Source organism: Anaerobacillus sp. 63XJN7_5_ISO-PGPR-S23-430, assembly GCF_056173695.1.
In genome coordinates this window covers 3,247,499-3,269,659 of the sequence record NZ_CM149686.1, presented here as the reverse complement: position 1 = coordinate 3,269,659, position 22,161 = coordinate 3,247,499, and the positions used below count along the sequence as shown (strand labels likewise).

Annotated in this window: 15 protein-coding genes and 1 tRNA gene; 13 read left to right on the top strand and 3 right to left on the bottom strand. The window is 40.4% G+C overall.

The window, feature by feature from the left end:
* Positions 1-106 precede the first annotated feature (106 nt).
* From AC0VYJ_RS17050 to AC0VYJ_RS17035, 4 genes are all read left to right on the top strand, one after another.
* A tRNA-Ala gene (locus AC0VYJ_RS17050) sits at positions 107-179 on the top strand.
* A gap of 230 nt (positions 180-409) precedes the next feature.
* Entirely contained in the window at positions 410-1,345 is a 936-nt protein-coding gene (locus tag AC0VYJ_RS17045; RefSeq protein ID WP_475365711.1) for an aldo/keto reductase, read from the top strand.
* Between the two features lie 206 nt (positions 1,346-1,551).
* On the top strand, positions 1,552-2,175 hold the full coding sequence (locus tag AC0VYJ_RS17040) for a DUF421 domain-containing protein (RefSeq protein ID WP_475365710.1): 624 nt from the start codon (positions 1,552-1,554) through the stop codon (positions 2,173-2,175).
* A 485-nt stretch (positions 2,176-2,660) separates the two neighbouring features.
* A complete protein-coding gene (locus tag AC0VYJ_RS17035) occupies positions 2,661-3,512 on the top strand; it encodes a DegV family protein (protein WP_475365709.1) in 852 nt (283 codons plus the stop codon).
* Positions 3,513-3,609: 97 nt separating this feature from the next.
* On the opposite strand, the gene AC0VYJ_RS17030 is transcribed toward AC0VYJ_RS17035, so the two are convergent.
* Positions 3,610-6,141, bottom strand: a complete 2,532-nt coding sequence (locus AC0VYJ_RS17030; protein WP_475365708.1) for a PIG-L family deacetylase — start codon at positions 6,139-6,141, stop codon at positions 3,610-3,612.
* A 349-nt stretch (positions 6,142-6,490) separates the two neighbouring features.
* Between AC0VYJ_RS17030 and AC0VYJ_RS17025 the strand changes: the two genes are divergently transcribed.
* The 7 genes from AC0VYJ_RS17025 (at position 6,491) to AC0VYJ_RS16995 (ending at position 16,240) form a co-directional block, all read left to right on the top strand.
* A complete protein-coding gene (locus AC0VYJ_RS17025; RefSeq protein WP_303535403.1) occupies positions 6,491-7,654 on the top strand; it encodes an ROK family transcriptional regulator in 1,164 nt (387 codons plus the stop codon).
* An 18-nt stretch (positions 7,655-7,672) separates the two neighbouring features.
* Positions 7,673-8,764, top strand: coding sequence for an extracellular solute-binding protein (locus AC0VYJ_RS17020; protein ID WP_475365707.1), 1,092 nt, complete (start codon positions 7,673-7,675; stop codon positions 8,762-8,764).
* 26 nt (positions 8,765-8,790) lie between these two features.
* A complete protein-coding gene (locus tag AC0VYJ_RS17015) occupies positions 8,791-9,873 on the top strand; it encodes an ABC transporter ATP-binding protein (RefSeq protein WP_475365706.1) in 1,083 nt (360 codons plus the stop codon).
* A gap of 3 nt (positions 9,874-9,876) precedes the next feature.
* Positions 9,877-11,562: an ABC transporter permease gene (locus tag AC0VYJ_RS17010; protein WP_303535400.1), complete on the top strand. Its 1,686-nt coding sequence runs from the start codon at positions 9,877-9,879 to the stop codon at positions 11,560-11,562.
* A 17-nt stretch (positions 11,563-11,579) separates the two neighbouring features.
* Positions 11,580-13,058: an argininosuccinate lyase gene (argH, locus tag AC0VYJ_RS17005; protein ID WP_475365705.1), complete on the top strand. Its 1,479-nt coding sequence runs from the start codon at positions 11,580-11,582 to the stop codon at positions 13,056-13,058.
* A gap of 246 nt (positions 13,059-13,304) precedes the next feature.
* Entirely contained in the window at positions 13,305-13,811 is a 507-nt protein-coding gene (locus tag AC0VYJ_RS17000; protein WP_475365704.1) for a pyridoxamine 5'-phosphate oxidase family protein, read from the top strand.
* A gap of 266 nt (positions 13,812-14,077) precedes the next feature.
* Positions 14,078-16,240, top strand: a complete 2,163-nt coding sequence (locus AC0VYJ_RS16995; RefSeq protein ID WP_475365703.1) for a GDYXXLXY domain-containing protein — start codon at positions 14,078-14,080, stop codon at positions 16,238-16,240.
* A gap of 53 nt (positions 16,241-16,293) precedes the next feature.
* Here AC0VYJ_RS16995 and AC0VYJ_RS16990 read toward each other — a convergent pair whose 3' ends face one another.
* Together AC0VYJ_RS16990 and cudC are read right to left on the bottom strand one after the other, a co-directional pair.
* Positions 16,294-17,172 carry a glycine betaine ABC transporter substrate-binding protein gene (locus AC0VYJ_RS16990; RefSeq protein ID WP_475365702.1) on the bottom strand — a complete coding sequence of 293 codons (879 nt, stop codon included), beginning with the start codon at positions 17,170-17,172 and terminating at the stop codon, positions 16,294-16,296.
* Positions 17,173-17,349: 177 nt separating this feature from the next.
* Positions 17,350-17,901 carry a choline uptake/conversion transcriptional regulator CudC gene (gene cudC, locus AC0VYJ_RS16985; protein WP_475365701.1) on the bottom strand — a complete coding sequence of 184 codons (552 nt, stop codon included), beginning with the start codon at positions 17,899-17,901 and terminating at the stop codon, positions 17,350-17,352.
* Between the two features lie 286 nt (positions 17,902-18,187).
* Between cudC and betB the strand changes: the two genes are divergently transcribed.
* Positions 18,188-19,660, top strand: coding sequence for a betaine-aldehyde dehydrogenase (gene betB, locus AC0VYJ_RS16980; RefSeq protein WP_475365700.1), 1,473 nt, complete (start codon positions 18,188-18,190; stop codon positions 19,658-19,660).
* A gap of 171 nt (positions 19,661-19,831) precedes the next feature.
* Positions 19,832-21,514, top strand: a complete 1,683-nt coding sequence (gene betA / locus AC0VYJ_RS16975; protein WP_475365699.1) for a choline dehydrogenase — start codon at positions 19,832-19,834, stop codon at positions 21,512-21,514.
* Positions 21,515-22,161: the final 647 nt, after the last annotated feature.

Genomic DNA, 22,161 nt, shown 5'->3' with positions numbered 1-22,161 from the left:
TACATTATACTTTATGTACTTTCGCATATTTCAAAAAATAAGTTGCCCTCACAATAAAAGCTATGATAAAATGAATTTTGTCGACAGGAAATCCCTGTCATAATACGGGGCATTAGCTCAGCTGGGAGAGCGCTACACTGGCAGTGTAGAGGTCAGCGGTTCGAGCCCGCTATGCTCCATCACTATAATAGAAAGAGCCTTTCATCGTTCAAATCGAACATATGGAAGGCTCTTTCTTATACGATCAATAATAGCCCTCATCCCATATCTTAGGTAATTAATTTTAAAGTAGTAACTTAGAATGTTCTAGGGAAAATCACTCCTGCACGATATATTAGTTGTTAAACCTACTAAAAACTAAATTAAACATTCAGCGGAAGTATGAATGAGGAGAAGGTGGAACTATTTCATGAAACACCGCAACTTAGGAAATACAGGAATAAAAGTGTCGGAGATTGGATTTGGAGCATGGCAACTAGGTAATGAAAAAGACTGGGGAAAGATGACAGAGGATGAAGCGATTCATTTAGTAAAGAACGCGATGGATTCAGGGTGTACTTTCTTTGATACTGCTCCTAACTATGGAGATGGGAAAAGTGAAGAACTTCTTGGAAAAGCTTTTAAAGGAAAAAGAGACCAGGTGGTCATTAGCAGTAAATGTGGCCATCATTCGAATGGTGAACAAAACTTCGAACCTGAAAAATTGATGAGCTCAGTAGATGATAGTTTACGAAGGTTACATACTGATTATCTTGATAGTCTACTTCTTCATAATCCGCCATTCTCAACTCTTAATGGAAACAGCCCACAGTTTGAAGTACTGGAAAATCTAAAGAAGCAAGGGAAAATCAGAGCATATGGAGCTTCGGTCGATACTGGAGTAGAGATGGATGAACTATTAAATAAAACGGATAGTCAGGTTATTGAGGTTATGTTTAATCTCTTTCATCAAGAACCAGCGGCTGCGATACAATCAGCTGAACGTCAAGGGGTTGGCGTGATTACCAAGGTTCCTCTTGATTCAGGTTGGCTGACAGGAAAGTATGATGCAAATAGTAGATTTAGCGGAATTAGAAGCAGATGGAGTGCAGAAGAAATTGAGAGAAGAGGAAGGTTAGTCGAAAAAGTTCGTCGTATTCTGGGGAAGGATCGTTCAATGGCACAAGCAGCACTGCAATTTATTCTTTCTTATCAAGAAGTGTCTACTATTATCCCTGGAGCAAAAGATATTCATCAATTCAATCAGAATATAGCTGCATCAGAAGGTAGCTTATCGATAGAAATGATCAATGAGTTAAAGGATATTTGGGCGGAAGAAATAAAGGATTCGAAGCTACCTTGGTAAATTTAACAAATTAAAAAACTATGTTGCTTAGGTGCCTTTTTTAATGTAGCACTGTCTGATTTAGGAGCAGCAATAAATTTTCGTTCATTCCCATTTTCGAAATTAGAGTCTTGGAAATGGAAAGTTTAAGGACAAAGATGGTAACAATATGAGAGATACGGTATATGGAAGCTAACATAAAAAATGATAAGTAAAGAGGTGTCTCTATGCTCTCGTTTATCGTAACAGTACTCATATTGTTTTTAGTGACCATTGTGGTTATACGCTTTATGGGGAAGTCCGCCTTGGCTCAATTTACCCCTCATGACTTAACGGCCTTATTTTTTATTGTTACCCTGGCGATTAAAGCAATCAAAGTCGAAGGGGTTACTCAAGCATTAATAGGGATTGCGATTATTATTATCATACATATCTCACTATCAAAATTAAGTCTATACAAACACCTCAATCGATTTGTCATTGGAGAGCCAACGATTTTGATCAAACATGGCAAGTTAATCAAAATGAATCTTAAAAAAAGTCGCTTTTCTTTGTCAGAATTACTATCAAGTATAAGAAGTAAAGGCTATGCTGACATTACCAATATCCAATACGCTATTCTTGAACCAAATGGAGAAATAAGTGTACTTCCAAAAGAAGAGTCCATGCCTGTGACACCCAAAATCTTAAATTGTCATGTAGATTATAGTAGTCTCCCTATTGCAGTAGTCATTGAGGGGAAAATACAATATAAAAATTTAGAACTTATTCATAAAGATAAAGAATGGTTATTAAAAGAAATCAAAGCAGCTGGTGTTTCAAGTATAAAGCATATTTTTATGCTTCGGTAAGAGACGATGATTACTCCTTAACCGTAGACAATGGTAAAGGAAATCTTGGAACATTAAAATAGAATAGCTAAGGATTAAACAATTTGACCATCAACTAAAGCTTCTCAAATTAAAGGGAAGGTTATCGAGCAGAAACAGTGGAAAAGGGGCTTAGGAGTTATTTTCATATTGAAATGCTGAGTAAATCATCAAAAAATGAATGGGCGAAGCATCACGAGAACCTCCCCCACGATTCTTAATAGCTGAATATTAGAAGGGTCTGATTCCATTTTTGGGGATCGGGTCTGAGTGGTTTTGAGGTTTAGTTAATAGAAGCCGGCTTTCACAGATCCTCACACCTGCAGTCGTATTCAAATCCCCAAATTGTGCACTAAAAGTTCGGAAAATAAAAGTTATCACAATGCTAATACGGTTTCTCCTGTATAGTTAAAGCATAATGCAGGAAAAGTGAAGACGGAACTAAACATAACCAAGGGGGAGATAGAATGCGAAGGATAATTTTATCGACTGAAAGCGGTGCCGACTTACCAGTTGATTTAGCTGAAAAGTACGATGTTCAAGTCGTTCCCATGCACATCATTATGGATGGAAAGGATTATTTAGACGGTTCATTGCCGGTCCAGGATATTTATGACTATTACGAACGCACGAAGAAAATCCCTTCTACTACCTCCACAAATGCTCATGAGTATCAAGAGTTTTTTGCGACTATAAGAGAGAAGTTCCCAGATTGCATCATTGTACATATTGGTTATACATCAAAAGCATCTTCTTCTTTTCAAAATGCTGTTATTGCTGCGGAAGTATTTGAAGACATTTTTCTCATAGATGCTTTGAACGTTACTGGCGGATTAGCTGCAATTGTATTGGATGCCGCTAAAGTTTTAGAAAAAGAACCTGACATTGAAGCGGAGCGTTTAGTTGAAAAAATAGAGGCGATCGTTCCTAAATCAAGACTGGCTTTCATCCCAGGCAGCCTTGATTTTCTTAAAGCGGGAGGACGGGTAAGCAATATGGCTTCCCTGATTGGAGCTCTATTGAAAATAAAGCCATGCATCGAGTTGAAGGATGGAAAGCTTATGTCTACAAAGAAGTATCGCGGGAAAATGAGTGGAGCTAGTGAAAAACTTTTGAGTGATTACTTAAATGAATTCAACATCGATAGAGAGCAGCTCTATTTTATCTACTCCATCGGACTCGATGAACGGATCAAACAGCGGATGGATGAGGTCGCCAAAGAAAACGGATTCCAGAATATACGTTGGATCCAAGCGGGCGGTATGATTTCGACTCATTCTGGAGCCGGGGGCTTCGGGATAGCAGGATTAGAGCAATAATAAAAGCTAGACTAGTATTGAGTGCAAAAAATTCGATACATCTAATGACGATAAAAAAAACCGCCTGGAAAATCTCCAGGCGGTTTTCTTATTTACCTCACTCCTCATAATAAGGATAACTAACCAAGTTAGTAAAAATCCGATACCCACCAGGAACCTGATTCTGAATCTGACGGTACCATACTAAGTTCGTATAAATGTAAGTTCCTTCACCATAGTCTGCTTTCAAAATTCCGCCTTCAAATGCGTCTTCCCCTGGATCGGCGACGCTTACGTAAGTTTCAAATTCATCTGACCAGTTCATTGGGAAGTAGAGGCCTCTTTCTTGGACCCAGCCATCCCAGTCTGATTGCTTGATCTTGTTTGGATAATTAAAGATTGTCGCTTCTGGTTTTAATACGTTAATCGGAGCATCTTCATCTGTGACGCGCCACTCGATCGAAGGCTGGCCGATTTCTAGTTCATATGGTGCGGTAGTGTTCGTGTCCCAGTTATCCCATGGTTTGTTGTATTGCACGACAAGGTGACCGCCATTGTTGACGTATTCCAATAGACGCTCGTTGTGCTGCAGCAAATCTTCTCTTGAAAGATACGCTCTGATTCCAGTGACGATCGTATCGTATTGAGAGAGATCTCCTGATGCTAAGTCCTGCTCGGTTAATTGTGTAATATCCATGCCGACATTCGATAACTGATCGGCAACCTTATCAAATCCGCTATCGACATAGCCGATTTTAAGATCCTCAGGATAGTCGAGCGGGAAGGCTACGCCGTTAACCGCAGCATCTGATACATAATAGTTTGTGCCAATATGATCGTACTGAATCACTTGGACGTTTTTACTAATCGTTTCGTTTCCAATCTGGGCTTGCGGAACGATCTGGAATTCGCCTTCTTCCACATTCTGTGGAGGCGTAAGTGTAAACGAGATGGTTTTCATTTGTTCATCAGATCCAAATGAAACTTCCTGCGATTCAGGTTCGGCTGTCCATCCCTCTGGTAATTGAAGGGAGACGTCTGTTTCTAGAGTCCCTTCCGCAAATTTTTCAACTTCTACATCCATTGTGACACTTTCTTCAATGTCTTTTGTGTTAATCACTAAATTCTCAGGAGACGGTTTCACGGATACCTCTGGTAGTAGGGCCACGCGTTCTTCTGGCGAGAATGTTTCTGTAACGGTTTGTCCTTTCGCTTTAAAACTGATATTTGCTTTAATCGAATTTGGTGTGTAGGCATCATAGTAGTTTCTTGATGTAGCTGCGACGTTATAATCGAACGTTACCGAATCTCCAGGTGCTAATGATGAAGAATGATGCTGTCCGTTTACGATCCAGTCTTCAGGGATGGAAAGGGTAGCGGATAGATCTTTGATTTTAGATGTGCCATTATTCGTAATCGAAACGCTTACATTTGTTGTATCATCCGGTGTTAGTTGTGGATCGGCAACCTCAACATCTACTTCCAACTGTGCAGCTGTAAACATCGTGTTTGTTAGCTGTTCTTCTTTTACTTGAAGCTTATGATTTAGAGTGTTTCTTAAATCATCAGATAGCTTGTTGTCTTTCTCCATCTGCTTGATAAGTTTTTGAATCTGTTTGTACGCATTTTCAGCTTGAGTTAGTACGTTCTCGTGGTGAGGATAGGCACTTTTCACCTTTTCAAGATCCTTTTGAAGATGGATCAGCTTTTGTTTGTACTTATTGCCGCCCTTTGAAAGGGTGTTAGCGTAATCCGCGAAATCGTAGGGAATGTTTTCGTTGATGCTTTCTTCCTGTTCCGGAATATCGCCAACTGTTGATTTAACTAGCTGAAGATTGACGATTTCTGGGCCATCTCCAACATCTCTTCCCATTCCTTGGGATTCGTGTAAGTAACGCGCTTTTTCACCAAGTTGCGGGTAAGTCATGTCATAGTGTTCGTCATAGATTCCGATTTGGATAGAAGTGGTGGTTTGATCTTCTGTTTCAGCAGGGAGGTAGAGTTTCTTTACTTGCCAGGTGGTTAAGCCATCTTCAAGCTGTTCAGGAAAAACAGAAGAGTCGGCTGCGTCTTCAAATGCTTTTTGGGTAAGCAATGTCATGGCGCGGTGATGACCATGCTGGGAGTCAACGTTGCGAAAAGAGGGCATAATGATGTCTGGTTTAAATGTTCGGATGTCGTGAATGAGTCGTTCGTAGGTTTCCGTTTCTCCCCATTTGTTCAGCGTTTCTTCAGGTGTTTTAGAGAAGCCAAAGTCTTTGATGCTGTCTTCAAAATCTTCGTTTAAGAAAAACGTTTCGATTCCAAGGACTTTCGATGAAGCTTGCAGTTCGTTTGTGCGAATGATACCTAGTCCATCGCCAAGCTCGCTGCCGATTTCATTTTGACCACCCTGGCCACGAGTGGAGAGTAGAAAGGACGTGTCCACACCTTGCCCTCTTGATAAATAAGCGAGGAAATGACTCCGCTCGTCATCAGGATGGGCACCCGTATTCATGAAACTTGCTGTGGTTGTTAATGGAACGACAGATTCCCACAATGCTAAGTTTGCATCCTGTGTAGATGACTCTTCTGCAAAACTAATGGAGCTTGTTCCAAAGGCAGAAAGGATCAAAACCAACGATAATAAAATCTTCCCCAGGTTCTTCAAATAAATCCTCCTTCGTCTCCTGAATGAATTTAGTTAGTAACAGAATATAACTAACTTAAAACCATTATAAGCAGATCAATCCAATAAATGGAACATACTTTTGTACTGTTTGGATAGTCATATAGTCACAATTTAACAAAATAAATAAAATTTTCTAAATTTATATTAAAAGATAGCAATTAGAAGCATTATTGAGCAAAATAACTCTCAGTTTGTAAGAAAGGGCATAAACAGTATTTTACATTTTTCTGATCAGCCTTTATAAATGAAAGTAATCGTTAGTAAGTAACCTTAACTAACTAAGGATGTTTCTGCTTGTTTTTTATCATTTATAAAGGAGTACACATTTATGCAAAAGGGCGATGCCGCATCTATCAAAAATATAAATAAACAACTTGTGTTGACGTGTATTCGCGATTTTGAACCGATTTCTCGCTCGCAGATTTCCAAAAGGATTCAAATTAGTAAACCCTCTGTTTCACTGATCGTTGAACAATTGTTACAAGAGGGGTGGATCGAGGAGAAAGGACCGGGTGAATCGACGATTAGTGGGGGACGGAAGCCTGTTCATCTCGTTTTTAATCCTAAAGCAGCTTATGTGATTGGCGTCGATATCGGCGGCACAAAAGTAGCTTCTGGGGTGACATGTTTAAACGGAGAGGTTCATGCTTATCGGGAATTTTCCACAAGTGAATACCTTGAAAAAGATTTGTTTAAGCGCTTACAAAGAGACGTAAATAGTATGCTTCATGATTTACAGTTAAGTAATGAGAAAATCCTTGGGATGGGAATTGGTGTCCCAGGTGTAACGAACGTGGAACATGGCATTGTATTGGATGCCCCTAGCTTACGTTGGAAGCGGTATCCCGTTCGGAAAATAGCGAGTGAGTACTTTCCGTTTCCAATCTATGTTGAAAATGACGTCAATACGAGCGTTCTTGGTGAGCAGTGGCTTGGTGCCGGAAAGTCGCTACAAAATCTTATTTTTATCGCGATAGGTACAGGAATAGGCAGTGGGATGATCATTAACGGAAAGCTTTTTCGAGGCAGTCGCTACAGTGCGGGTGAGATGGGATATTTAGTGACAGATTTTCAAAGTGCAAAAAGCTATCATCCGACTTATGAGGGCTATGGATTTCTTGAGAGTGTCGCAAGTGGTTCATCCATCGGTCATAAACTTTCTGAAATAAAGAACACGCCGTTAACGGCAAAAGAAGCTTTTATTAGTTGGAAAAAAGGGGACAAGGTTGCGAGTGAAGTGGTTGAAAAAGCAATCGAACATTTAGGGTTTGGGATCGCTAATTATGTGTCTTTATTTGATCCAGATCTCGTTATTATAGGAGGTGGTGTAAGCGAGTCATTTGAGGATTATAAGCATTCGTTAATTGAAATTGTAGAGCATTTCACACCACAGAGCTGCAAAATTGTACCGTCAACGTTTGGAAAGGAAGCCGGAATTGTTGGGGCAGCGGCGCTATTCCTTGAAGAACATGATTCAATTATCCAATTATGAGAAGGGGGAAATGAACGTATGAAACGTCAATTTCGATGGATGATGTTAATTACCATGCTAGTGTTCGGCATCATCCTAACAGGGTGTATGGCAGGGAATGAAGAAGCGAGTAGCGATGGGGATTCTGGGTCTGAAAGTGAAGGTGATTTGGAAGATAAAGTTGTCGTCTATTCCCCGCACGGTAAAGATATTTTGAGTGAATTCGAGAAACAATTTGAAGCGGAATATGATGTAGACATGGAATTTCTCGACCTTGGTTCACAGGAAATTCTAGACAGGGTTCGCTCCGAAAAGAATAATACTCAAGCGGATATCTGGTGGGGTGCACCTCAAGTGATGTTCGATGAAGCCAAGACGGATGAGCTTTTGCAGAAGTATGAGCCAAGCTATGCCGGTTCTTTAGATGATATGTACCATGATGAAGAATGGTATTGGACAGGCACTTCTCAAACACCTGAAGTTATTCTTTACAATAATAAAGAAATTTCCGAAGAAGAGGCTCCAAAAGATTGGGATGATCTCGTAGATCCGAAATGGAAAGATGAATTAATCATTCGTTATCCACTTGCTTCAGGTACTATGCGTACGATTTATTCTTCTATCATCTATAAGGATTACAAAGAGACGGATAGCCCAGATGCTGGGTATGAGTGGCTACAGAAATTAGATGAGAATACGAAAGAGTACGCTGCCAATCCAGAGATTATGTACAATCAGGTAGCGAAAGGCGTAGGCAATCTATCGGTTTGGAATATGCCGGATACCGTTATGCTAGCGGAAGAGAAGGGGTATCCGTTTAGCTATGTGATTCCTGAGAGTGGAACGCCAGTCTTAACAGAAGGAATTGCGATTGTTGAAGGTGCGCCGCATCCAGAAGCAGCGAAAGCTTTTTATGAGTTTGTTAATTCAGAGGAAGCAGCCAAGCTACTAGCTGAGAAATATTATAGAATTCCAACGCGTGATGATATTAGTGATCTTCCGGAGTGGATTGAAGAAACAGAAATCAATGCGATGGAGATCGATTGGGAAGTTTTCCAGGAGAAGTCTGATGAGTGGATGGAATACTGGGACAACAATATTAAAAACAGTGAAAAGCAAAAAAAAGAGTAGATCTCCAGAAAGAGGAGTTGTTGGTTATGACAGCAGTAACCTTATCTAATATTACAAAACAATTTGGCGATGTCACTGCCGTGAAAGAGTTGGATATCACGATTAAAGAAGGGGAGTTTTTTACTTTCCTTGGACCAAGTGGATGCGGAAAAACAACAACTCTTAGGATGATCGCAGGATTTTATTATCCTTCAGCTGGGAAAGTGAAATTCGATGATCGTGATATGACGACAGTGTCACCAGAAAAAAGAAACACGGGCATGGTTTTCCAAAACTATGCCCTTTTCCCTCATATGACCGTTTTTGAAAATGTGGCCTTTGGGTTAAAAGTAAGAAAAGTGAGTAAAGCTGAGGTGAAAAGAAGAGTAGAAGATGTGCTAGAGAAAGTGCGATTAAAGCAATTTATTGAACGTCAAGTGAGTCAGTTAAGCGGTGGACAGCAACAGCGCGTCGCTTTAGCAAGGGCTCTCGTCATTGAGCCGGATATTTTATTGCTTGATGAACCATTAAGTAATCTTGATGCGAGATTACGAGATGAAATGAGAAATGAAATTCTCCGTCTGCAGCGTGAGTATGGCATTACCACAATCTATGTCACGCATGATCAGGTTGAAGCCCTTACGATGAGTGATCGAATCGCTGTCTTTAATGTGGGGAATTGCCAACAGATTGGAACGCCAACTGAAATTTACAATCAACCGGTAAATGATTTTGTTGCTGAATTTATTGGAGAAACAAACTTGTTTGAAGTCAAGCAAAGGGATGAAGGGTTTTTTTGTGAGGCATTAAACCTTCTTGTTCATACTGATCCCCCTGGTGAAGAAGTATTCAGTAAGAATGACAGCTTTAAAATGTCCGTTCGACCGGAAGCCATTATTTTATCAAAAACAAATTTAGAAGCTTTGAATGTTTTAAAAGGAAAAGTAGATCTTGTTCAATTCACAGGTGAGTCTGTTCATAGCTTCATTAAAGTTAATGAAGGTCACACCACATTAAAAGTAACCGATTTAAACCGGGGACCGAGTACATATCTACAAGAAGGATCTGATATTTATGTTCAACTACCACCTGATCAGGTTCGAATCGTTCCAGTGGCAAAGGAGGGATAGAGGTTGTTAAACGCAGAGAAAAGAAAAACGATCCTTCTTCTTATACCGATTATCCTGGTCCTCGTTGGATATGTTCTCTATCCAACAGTTGAAACGTTTATAGAAAGCTTTAAGAAAAATGGGTTATTTACTCTACAAAACTATGTGGACTTTTTTGGCCCGAAAGCACAAGCGAATTTAGAAGCACTATGGAACTCGGTTTACATATCCTTATTATCTGTTTTACTAAGTGCATGTATTGGCGTACCACTTGCGTTTATTTTTACAAGGTATAATTTTCCTGGTCGTTCCTTTTTCTCAGGAATAGCGATCATGCCAATTGTTTTACCTTCACTTGTTGGAGTAATGGCATTTATGTGGCTTTACGGAGAAGCGGGACTTATCCCGGTAGCGCTTCAAGACTTACTGAATTTAGAGGAAGTTCCATTTAGCATAGGCGGTGTGACGGGAATTCTTCTCGTTCACGCTTATACAATGTATCCGTATTTCTATATGACGGTTTCTTCAGCACTTAATAATGTCGATCCGTCGCTGGAAGAGTCAGCAGCCAATCTTGGATCAGGACGTTTAGGAGTATTTTGGAAGGTCACATTTCCATTATTAACACCCGCTTTAGTTGCAGCATCCCTGCTTGTCTTTATGGTTTCGATGGCTTCCTTTAGTGCTCCGTTTCTACTTGCTGGAGGGTATCGAGTGCTAAGTCTCCAAATCTACTTTTCTAAAATTAATGGCGATTTGGAAATGGCGGCAACGCAATCTGTTATTCTCTCAGCCGTTTCGATTACCTTCTTATTATTTATGCGTTGGTTCCAAAATCGAAAAGACTATCGAATGGGATCAAAAGGGATTGGTGCTCACAGAAGTGAGGTCAATAACCCAATCCTAAAATGGGTGATGGTGTCACTTGGAATAGTAGCGATGATTGTGCTTTTACTGCCACATGCGGTTTTAGCGATACTATCTTTTGTTCCAGAAGGCGCGTGGACGTGGCAGAAGTATCCTACTTCTTTCAATCTTGAAAACTATCGTTTACTGTTTGAGGATCCGAATATCTGGGATCCGGTTCGTAATAGTTTAATCATGGCTTTCATTGCATGCTTAGGATGTTTTGTATTCGGAATAATTACTTCTTATGCACTTGTGAAAAGAAAATTCTTCGGTAAGAATTTACTAGATATTCTTGTTATGCTTCCATGGGCATTACCAGCTACTGTTGTTGGAATGAATCTTATTTTAGCGTTTAACAGTAAGTCGATTTTCTCGTTTGGTCAAGTACTTGTCGGTACATTCTGGATCTTGCCTCTCGCATATTTTATTCGTTTTATACCACTCGTCGTGCGGTCGACGAACGCTGTACTGGAGCAAATGGATGATTCGATAGAAGAAGCCGCACAGAATTTAGGAGCGAGATGGTTGTATACATTCAGAAGAGTTGTCTTGCCGATTATTATGCCAGGAGTTCTAAGCGGAACTCTGCTAGCTTTTGTTCAGGCTGTTGGAGAGTTTCCGACGTCTGTCTTGTTGTATACGTTAGACAATCGCCCAATTTCCATTGAGATTATGAATCAACTAAGGATGTTTAATCTTGGTCAGGCTGCAGCCTATGGCATGATTCAGGTTGGTCTTATTGCGATAGTAATGATTATTTCTTATAAATTCTTCGGAGTTAAATCAGAAAATACGCTCTAGTACAATGAGGTGAAACCATGAATAAAAGAAAGGAAGATTTTGAGCTAGAAGATGGCGCTTGTTTTCCCGGGAAAACCTACGTAGACGAACTGCTTAAACCGGTTTTCAAAGATCAGCGTGACTACTTATTTGATGCAATGTTTATGATTCATCGCGCGCATACGACGATGCTGAAAGAACAAAACATTATTACTGCTGAGGAAGCAAAGAAGATTTTGAAGGGCGTCAATGAAGTAGCGAAGATGGAGAAGAAGCTGCTAAACTATGTCCCGGAATATGAAGATTTCTTTTTTCTTGTAGAAGCCGAAGTGGCGAAGGTAATTGGTGACGATTTAGCAGGCAAGATGCATATCGCGAAGAGTCGAAATGATATGGGTGAAGCAATGTATCGCATCGTGATTCGAGATCATATGCTTGACTTGTTGGGAAACGTTAAAAAGCTAGGGCAATCACTTGTTCTACAAGCGGAAGAGCATATTCACACAATCATGCCTGCCCACACGCATACGCAACCTGCTCAGCCAACCACATTTGGTCACTACCTACTCGCCATATCTGATAACTTATCAAGAGATGTGGACCGCTTATGGCAAGCGTATCATACAGTCAATCGTTCTCCGATGGGGGCGGCTGCTATTACAACGACTGGTTTTCCGATCAGTCGAGAACGAATGGTCGAGCTCCTAGGGTTTGATGACGTGATGGAAAATTCCTATGATGCGATTGGGACAGGAGACTATTTACTAGAAACAGCTCTTACATTAGTTAGTTTGATGACAAACATGGGCAGGTGGATTCAGGAGCTTCTCCGTATGGCGTCTAATGAAGTAGGATTACTTAAAGTTTCTGATGCTTATGTCCAGGTAAGTAGCATTATGCCGCAGAAAAGAAATCCGGTATCATTGGAACATTCAAGAGCACTCGCTAGCAGCGCAGTTGGCGAAGGACTAAGCGTCATCCAAATGATTCACAACACGCCATATGGAGATATTGTGGATACAGAAGATGATTTGCAACCGCACCTATATAACGGGTTCCATAAAGCGAATCGTGTTACCAAGCTATTAACAGCTGTCATTACGACAATGAAATTCAACAAGGCACGAGCACTCCAGCAAGCGAAAACAAACATGATTACGATCACTGAGTTAGCTGACGTTCTTGCTAGAGATTATGATGTACCTTTTCGGAGTGCTCACCAGATTTCCAGCTATGTTAGTAAGAAAGCAACTGATGCAAAGAAGGAATTATATGAAGTAAGCCTTTCTGAAGTAAATGAGTGGATCAGTGGTGTCCAGCTTTCAGAAAAAGATTGGGAGCACATAGTCGACCCATCTAAATTTATTGAGAGAAGAAACATCACAGGTGGACCGAACCCACAAGTTGTTGAGCGGATGGTGCGGGACCGTGAAGTGCGTTGGGAAGAGCTGGGTGAGAAGGTAGAAAAGTATGCTGCACAGATCGATTCCATTAAAGATGATTTAATGAAATTGTAAGTGAATGAAACGGTCTGGAGCATTTACTGCTAATTCTGAGTACATGAATAATTAATAGCTGACGAATGGTAACGAAGTCCTTGGAAACAAGGGCTTTTTTAGTGCAGAGGCAGTATTCAGAGTACCACTGTTTGAGAAAAGTGTAATTTCATGGCTAAGCGGGAAAAGAGAGTATATGTAATTGGCTATTTTATTCTTTTGAGAAGGAGATCAGTAGCTGACGAGTACCCGAAGGAGGAATCACAAATGACTAACCAAAATTCAGAAAATCAGGAAACCATTAAGAAAATAAAAGACTTAATTAAAGATGAGAAGGTGGCTATGTTGACCACTATATCTCCAGACGGCAAGCTAATGTCCCGTCCAATGCAAACGCAGGAAGTGGAATTGGATAGGGAAGAGATCTGGTTTATTACGAAAAAAGATACAGACAAATATGAGGATATTAAGCTTAATCCTGCCGTAAACTTAGCATACGCAGGTTCATCTTATGTATCGATTAGCGGTACTGCTGAATTGGTGCAGGACAACGAGAAGAAGAATGAGTACATGAATAAGATTGTTGAAAAGCTACTAAATACTTCTGCTGATGATCCGGATATTGTACTGGTTAAAGTGACCCCTGAAATCGCCGAATATTGGGAGTCGGGAGTGAACGTTAAGACGGTCAAAGAGTTTGTAAAAAAGGTGACAAGTAGTAAGTCATTAGAAGAAGGCAATGATTTAAAAGATACAGTCCACTTTAAAAATTGAACGAGATAGATCCAGGCTCAGTGAACGACTAAGTAAATGAAATTGGCGGAAACCCTCTTGCAGAAGCAAGAGGGTTTTTTATGCAGATAATGGAAGAGGTTCCATTACTAATAGAGAAAGCCAGATGATCCATTTTGCCTCTTTCGTAATATAAGGATAAAGACTGTGAGATTTTTAGTATACTTGAGTTAGTAACAAATTAGATAACATATACTCCATATAAAACGGTCTTACTGACACAACGTAAGTTAAATGGGGAGGAGCTCATGAATATAAAGCGGATTCATACAGGATATTTGCTTGGATTATCACTGCTTATCAGTAGCGTCATCTATTTCTTCGCATCGAATTGGCAAGGAATCGAGCGGGTGGAAAAGATCGGGCTCGCGATTGGACTGATGTTGTTGTTCTTTGTCGTAGCGACAACCCTTAGTCGTCTTCAGCATTCACACCGATTTCTAGAAAGATGGCTCTGGCTGACTGGAACGATTGCGTTTGGAGTTAGCGTGGCGCTTATTGGTCAAACGTATAATTCACATGCCGATTCGTATCTCCTGTATCTGATCTGGCTGGTTCCAGCGCTCGTATTTGGTGCACTTACGGGATATAAAGCGTTTTATGTCTTAGGTTTTTTATTAAGTCAGCTCGCTTTTTATTTCTATGTGTTTCCATCGTCCTATTTTCCAGATTGGGAGCCAGAGACAGCCCTGATTCTAGTATTCATCTATTTACTATTCACTCATGCTTGGTTTTTTCTGTCGCGTTCCTCATGGCTCCGTTCTAATTGGATCATGTTCGGTAGCTTTTGTTTCATTCAATATGTCTTTATCGCTTCTAGTTTTGGCTACTGGGAATACAGCACGATTATGGCATGGCTTTATGTCGGCTACGGATTGATCAGCGTATTTCTTTGGAAACATCGTGAAGAAAAGGAACTGTTTATCTTATCGGGGATTGCACTAGGATTATTTCTATTCGGGAAAATGTTAGAAGGGTTAGGCGATACGTTGGGGGATCTTCTGCCGTTTTTCTTACTAATTGTTGTTGGGTTAATTGTTTTTCTGACTGTTAAGTATCTTCCTAGATTAGAACGAAGTGAACAGGGTTCCGAAACTCGGAAGCGCGTGTTTAAATCATCCTTACTCTTTGTGGTGACTGTCGTGAGTACAGTAATGTTAATTTCCGCTTTTTCAGGAATCATGTTTCTTATTTTCAGCTGGGACAATGGCCTTGCATTTATGTTTTCATCTCTTTTTTTATTGTTACTACCAGGTCTCGCATTAAAAGAGAAAATTCCGTTTTTATCAAATATCCTCCTGCTGTCTGGGTTATCAATCTTAGCATTAGCTAACTTAATAGATGCCTTTTCCAATAGTTTTCAACCTGAAACGATCATTGTTATGTTCATCTCTTTCGGTATGATTGGAGTCGTACTTAAACTCATTGCGAACCCCTTAATTGGTTCGTATGCCTATCTGCTCGCAAACGGAGTACTTCTTTTATTTCTCTTTAAAATGGAAGAATCACTTATTTCGTTGGATTCCTACGAACCGCTACTGTTGCTCGTTCTTATCGTTGGTAACGGATTGATTCATATTCTCGGACGTGATGGATGGTTCAATCGCAACGCGCTCGTTTATAGTATCGTGCCACTGTTTATCTTAACGTTCTTCTTTGAAGGACAGTGGTTATATTGGCTTTTAAATAGTGTGTTTCTTCTTCTATCCACGCTGCTTGTCTTTTACAAACCTTGGCAGTCGAAACCATTTCGCTATTGGATAGGGCTCTTGTTATGGTATGCGTTTCTGTTCTACAAGTACTATGACATCGCATGGTCGCTCGTTCATAAATCGATCACGCTATTGGTAGCTTGTCTTCTTGTATTAGTCATTACGCGAACGGTATCACGAAAGTACACACAAACGACTGATGAAGAACCCACTTTCGTCGCAAGTAGATGGAAATTAATCTGGTTGGTTGTCATTCTGATGATTTCGTTCGTCATCTATAATGGCGTCAAAAATGAGGTAGCGCTTCAATCTGGGAAAGAAATTCGTCTTGCTCTTGCGCCTGTTGATCCCCGCTCGATGTTACAAGGGGATTATGTGACGCTTCGCTACGATATTTCAACGTTGCCAGGTGCCGTTCTGCCAGCTAACAAGAAAATAAAAGTTGTCCTTACTCCTACTTCGGATGGAAGTTATGAGTATGGAGGGTATTACAAAATCGAAGGTGGTTGGAATAAACCATATGAACCTTCTGATGACGATGTTATCGTGAATGGCACCACCTATTCTGATCATGATGTCCAATATGGTATAGAGAGTTTCTTTATTCCAGAAGGAGAGGGGCAAGTTGTTGAGGATAAAACAATGGCACTAATTAAAGTCAGTGAAAATGGAAATGCCTTACTCAAAGAGTTAGAATAAATAAGAAAAAAGTCACCTTGTTTTTAAGGTGACTTTTTTCTTGTATCTGTATTTTAGTTTACCCATTCATCAATCAAATCTTGATTCTCTTCAACCCATTTCTCAGCTCCATCAGCAGGTTCTTCGCTACTTTCTACGTAGTCAATAAGCTCGCTGATTTGTTGATTATTCATCTTCCAATTTTTGAACCACTTGCTTACTTCTGGATAATCTTCTTCAAAACCTTGTCTTGTTGCATGATGAATTTTTTCAACACCACCGAATGTATTTTGTGGATCTTCAAGAAATTTCAAGTCATATTTGGAGAATACCCAGTGTGGGCTCCAAAGTGGTGCTACGATAGGTTCTTTATCGTTTACTGCTTTTTTTATTTCGGCTAACATGGCGGCTTCAGAACTAGGTACTAGTTCAAAATCGAGATTATAATCTTTAATTAATTGTTCGGTAACTTCCATTGTACCGGCGCCGGGGTCAAAACCAACAATTTTGCTATTGAACAGTTCTTTATGTTCATTTAAATCTTCCACGCTATTAATGTCTTCTAAATAGGTTGGAACAACAAGTCCTACTTTTGCTTCGTCAAACCAAGTCTCATCTGAGAAGTTAACCGTATCTTGATATTCCTCCAAATAATTCGCATCTTGAACAGGTAACCATACTTCTAAACTAGCATCGAGATCTCCGCTTTCTAAAGCCGTCATCGTAGAACCCATATTCAGATAGTTAAACTTCACATTATACCCTTTATCTTCTAAGATGACTTTCCACATATTCGTTACGGCGATGTTTTCAGCCCAGCTAATTTGACCAATTGCTATATCTTTATCTTTTTCCTCAGATTCTTTACCCTGGCTACTATTTCCGCATGCAGTCAGTGCAGCAACCATTAGAATGGCTAGTATAAAACTAAGTCCCTTTTTCCCCTTAATCATGTTGAAAACTCCTCTATTTATTATGTCTATTAACTCCAACACCCTTTATGTTAAATGTGTTAAGAATTTATTTAACTAAAATACAAACCAAAGCCTACTTTTATATGTAATTGTGGAAAAGTGATATTACCAGGTAGTCTATAGTAGCTCAGTTATAGGCTACCTGATCACTTATTATTAGCTTTGTTGATCTTTTGGTAAGAATTCGAATATCTTTCCGCTTTTTATACTTTCAACTAAGTCATCCAACCAGTGATAGTATTTTTTAGATTCTTCTAATTGATCATAGTGTTTCTTTGCTGATGCCACGATTTCTGGCGTGCTGGTGGAATCTTTAATTACATCTATGAAATCTTCTTGTGCTTCCTCAATTGCTTCCAAATTCATTTTCACTTCGCGTTCCCACATTTGACAATAAAACGCCATAAAGGAACGAAAGAAATTTTTCTCAGCTACATAAGTATGTTTTCGAGAACCACGCGTAAATGTTTTTTTAACCATTTCGATTTCTTGAAGCTTGCGGACGCTCGTACTCATACTTGGTTTACTCATACCGAGTTCCGTACGCATTTCATCAAGTGTCATTTGATCTTTAAAGTACATCGTCGCGTATAAATTAGCGGCAGCTGGTGTTACCCCATATAAATCCATCGTTTCCGCAATCGCGCCAATCACTTTATCTTTGGCTTCTTCTATTTTCATTTTGGGTCTTTCAGTAGATTCACTCATTAGGTCTCTCCTTCGATATAAAGTAAATCGTGTTAAGTATTTATCAAATTTTCTTTACGAACTTAATGTTAACTTGTTCAGATGAAATGTCAAATATAAGATTCTCACTTTATCTATTATAAATGATTACTACATTATTAATTATAGCCTTTCCATTTCAGCCTTATTCTTTCTAAACTTTACATGTGAATTTATTTTGACAGCCTTAAAATGACGTGTTAACGTTAAGTGTGTTAAATAAATTCTTAACAAACTTAACTTAATTCAAAAATTGGAGTTGATAGATATGAATCTAAAACTACAACAATACATAAATGGTAAATGGGTAGAAGCGAACTCGGGGAATACACGTACAATTATTAATCCATTTAATCAGGAAGTGATTGCTAGTGTTCCGGAAGGCGATGAATCAGATGCAAAAGCAGCGATCGCTGCAGCAAGAGAAGCGTTTGATAACGGAGAATGGGCTTCTACACCAGCAACTGAGCGAGGGGCTATCGTAAGGGAAATTGCTGAATTTATTGAAAGAGACAAAGAAGAACTAGCTCACTTAGAATCGTTGGATACAGGTAAAACAGTAGAAGAAAGCCGTGGAGACATGGATGATATCGCTGGAGTATTTCGTTATTTTGCTGAACTAGCAGATAAAGATGGCGGAGAGCTAATCGATTCTCCAGTACCTAACTCGATCAGTAAAGTGGTCCGTGAACCAGTTGGTGTTTGTGGCCAAATTACTCCTTGGAATTATCCTCTCCTTCAAGCGTCCTGGAAACTAGCTCCTGCGCTTGCGACTGGAAATACGTTGATCATAAAGCCAAGTGAAATTACACCGCTTACTCATATAAAAGTATTTGAACTGATGGAAGAGGCGGGAGTGCCTGCCGGTGTTGCAAACCTGGTTCTTGGAGCTGGCGATACACTTGGCGCAGAGCTGTCCAGTAACACGGATGTAGACCTTATTTCATTCACAGGCGGCATTGTGACCGGAAAGAAAATTATGCAAGCTGCAAGCGTGAATGTGAAGAAACTTGCACTTGAGCTTGGCGGGAAAAACCCGAATGTTATTTTCGCTGATGCTGATTTTGATATTGCAGTGGATCAAGCGTTAAACGGAGTATTCTTCCATGCAGGACAAATTTGTTCCGCTGGTACAAGACTGATTGTAGAAGAAAGCATTCACGATGAGTTCGTTAACGCGCTTGTTGAGCGAGTGAAGAAATTCAAACTAGGAAGCGGATTTAATGAAGATACTCAAATGGGTCCTCTTATTTCAGCAGAACACCTTGCGAAAGTAGAAAAGTATGTAGAAGCAGGGGTTCAAGAAGGTGCTACAGTAGCAGTCGGCGGCAAACGCCCAGAAGATCCTGAATTGCAAAAAGGCTTCTTCTACTTGCCTACGATCTTCACAGATTGCACAACAGACATGAGTGTTGTACAAGATGAAGGCTTTGGTCCGATTATTACGGTTGAGAAATTCCGTACAGAAGAAGAAGCGGTCAACCTATCGAATGACTCGATCTACGGACTTGCTGGCGGCGTCTTTACAAACGATATTGCAAAAGCTGAACGCTGTGCAGCGAAAATGCGCATGGGTACTGTGTGGATCAATGAATTCAACCTTTATTTCCCACACGCACCGTGGGGTGGATATAAGCAATCTGGTATTGGGCGCGAACTAGGTAAATTAGGTATGGAAGAATATACAGAAACAAAGCATATCTTCCAAAACCTTAAGCCTGAAACGTTGAACTGGTTCTAAGAGAACGATCTCTTCTTACCATTCTATAAGATGAAATCAAGCTGATAAATCAGCTAAACATAAAGAATAGCAAACTAGAAAATACATGTAATAGGGATGAAAAGATACCGGGCATTGCGTTTATTGTCTGAATACCTTTTTTCCTATATCAACATCAAGGAGGAACAGAGTATGACTGAATCATATGATTATGTAATCGTTGGTGGCGGTAGTGCGGGTTCTGTACTCGGCAACCGTCTAAGTGAAGATGGAAAGAAAAGTGTGCTTGTATTAGAGGCGGGACGAAGTGATTATTCATGGGATCTCCTGATTCAAATGCCAGCAGCTCTACCTTTTCCATCTGGAAAAGATCTCTACGATTGGCAATACGAGACGGACCCTGAGCCATACATGAAGGGACGGAATATCCCACATGCTAGAGGAAAGGTGCTCGGCGGTTCTAGTTCTATTAACGGTATGATCTATCAACGCGGAAATCCGATGGACTATGAACGATGGGGAGCTGACACTGGCATGGAAGCGTGGAATTTTGCGCACTGCCTTCCATATTTCAAGCGTTTGGAAAATGCTCTGGCATCACCGGATGATGATCTTCGCGGTCACGACGGTCCGATCAAATTAGAACGCGGACCTGCCAAAAATCCATTATTCCAGGCATTCTTCAATGCAGGTGTAGAAGCTGGTTATTCACGCACTCCAGATGTGAACGGCTTTCGTCAGGAAGGCTTCGGACCATTTGATAAGCATGTGTACAAAGGTCAACGTCTGTCCGCTTCACGTGCCTACCTACATCCATTTATGGATCGTGAGAACTTAACGGTTAGAACGCGTGCTTTTGTTTCGAGCATCGACTTCGATGGTACCCGTGCCAAAGGATTGACGTATCGTCGAAACGGAAAAACCCATCAAGTTGAAGCAGGTGAAGTAATTCTTTCGGGCGGTGCGATCGCAACGCCGCAAATGCTTCAACTAGCAGGTATTGGGGATGCTAAACATCTTCGCTCTCTTGACATCGAACCGATCGTAGACCTTCCTGGTGTAGGCGAAAACCTTCAGGATCACCTCGAAGTCTATGTGCAACACACATGTCCAGAGCCTGTTTCTGAACAGCCTAACCTAAGTAAAGCGCGTATGCCTTGGATTGGCTTGCAGTGGATGCTAAACCGTACGGGCCCTGCGGCGACAAACCACTTTGAAGGTGGGGGATTCGTTCGTTCTAACGAGGATGTTGACTATCCGAACTTGATGTTCCACTTCCTTCCTGTAGCGGTACGTTACGATGGTCAAAAAGCAGCTACAAAACATGGCTTCCAAGTACACATCGGACCTATGTACTCTGATGCACGCGGATCATTAAAGATTCGCTCGAAAGATCCTAAAGAGCATCCGAGCATGGTTTACAACTACCTTTCTACTGAACAGGACAAACGCGAGTGGGTGGAAGCGATAAGAGTTACTCGTAATATTATGTCTCAACCAGCCTTAAAGAAATATAATGGCGGCGAAATTTCCCCTGGACCTTCTGTTAAAACAGACGAGGAAATCCTTGAATGGGTGAAAGAAGATGCTGAGACGGCACTTCACCCATCATGTACTTGTAAAATGGGGCCTAAGTCAGATCCTATGGCTGTTGTGGACCCGGAAACGATGAAGGTTCACGGAGTGGAAAACCTACGAGTGGTCGATGCATCTGCCATGCCTTACGTTACAAACGGCAACATCCATGCACCTGTATTGATGTTAGCGGAAAAGGCAGCAGACCTTATCCTTGGTCGTAAACCGCTTGATCCAATTGATGCTGATTTCTATCGTCATGGCGTTCATCCGGCAGATGCTGGAACAGTAACTAAATAACGCTTTCTATGAGAAGGCCTCTTTCAAAGTGTATTTGCTCGTGAAGCATACATTTATGAGAGAGTGCCTTCTTTTTTATCTTATTAAATAAACACAAGTTTTCAAGAAAATAGGTCAGTTATAAATCCGATTCAGCTAGAATGGTTTAAGGTTTTTTCGTTTTCCTAAAACCACGTCCGCAATCTTAAGTCATTAATAAGCGGATGTAGATGATTTGAAAAGTTAAAGGTAAAGGGGAGTAAAGGTTTTTTGAAAATCGTTCTTCTAGAAAGAAATGCCTCTGAATTTAAGAAGCATTAAGTTGGGAGTGCGAGGTATTCTTCAAGTAGAATAACACGATAAAGAGAGGGATAGTCATCCAGTTATGAGGGTAGTAGCAGACACCTATTGATTGAGATGTGTTCATCTGAAGAATACTTAGCGATTCTAGTTAATCAAATGTCTGTAACTCTTAAGGTGCAACAACACTTCAGCGGTCCTCTCAAGGAACAATGTTGTAAGTAGAAGAATTATCCCTAATTAGTGGCAAAGTATCTTGTATGCCACCATGTGTTGTTTAGAAGTCCAGTGCTAATCCTTATTGATGATTCACTCTTCTCTTATATCGCTAATTTAATAACTAATGGAAGAATAACAACAAAAAAACG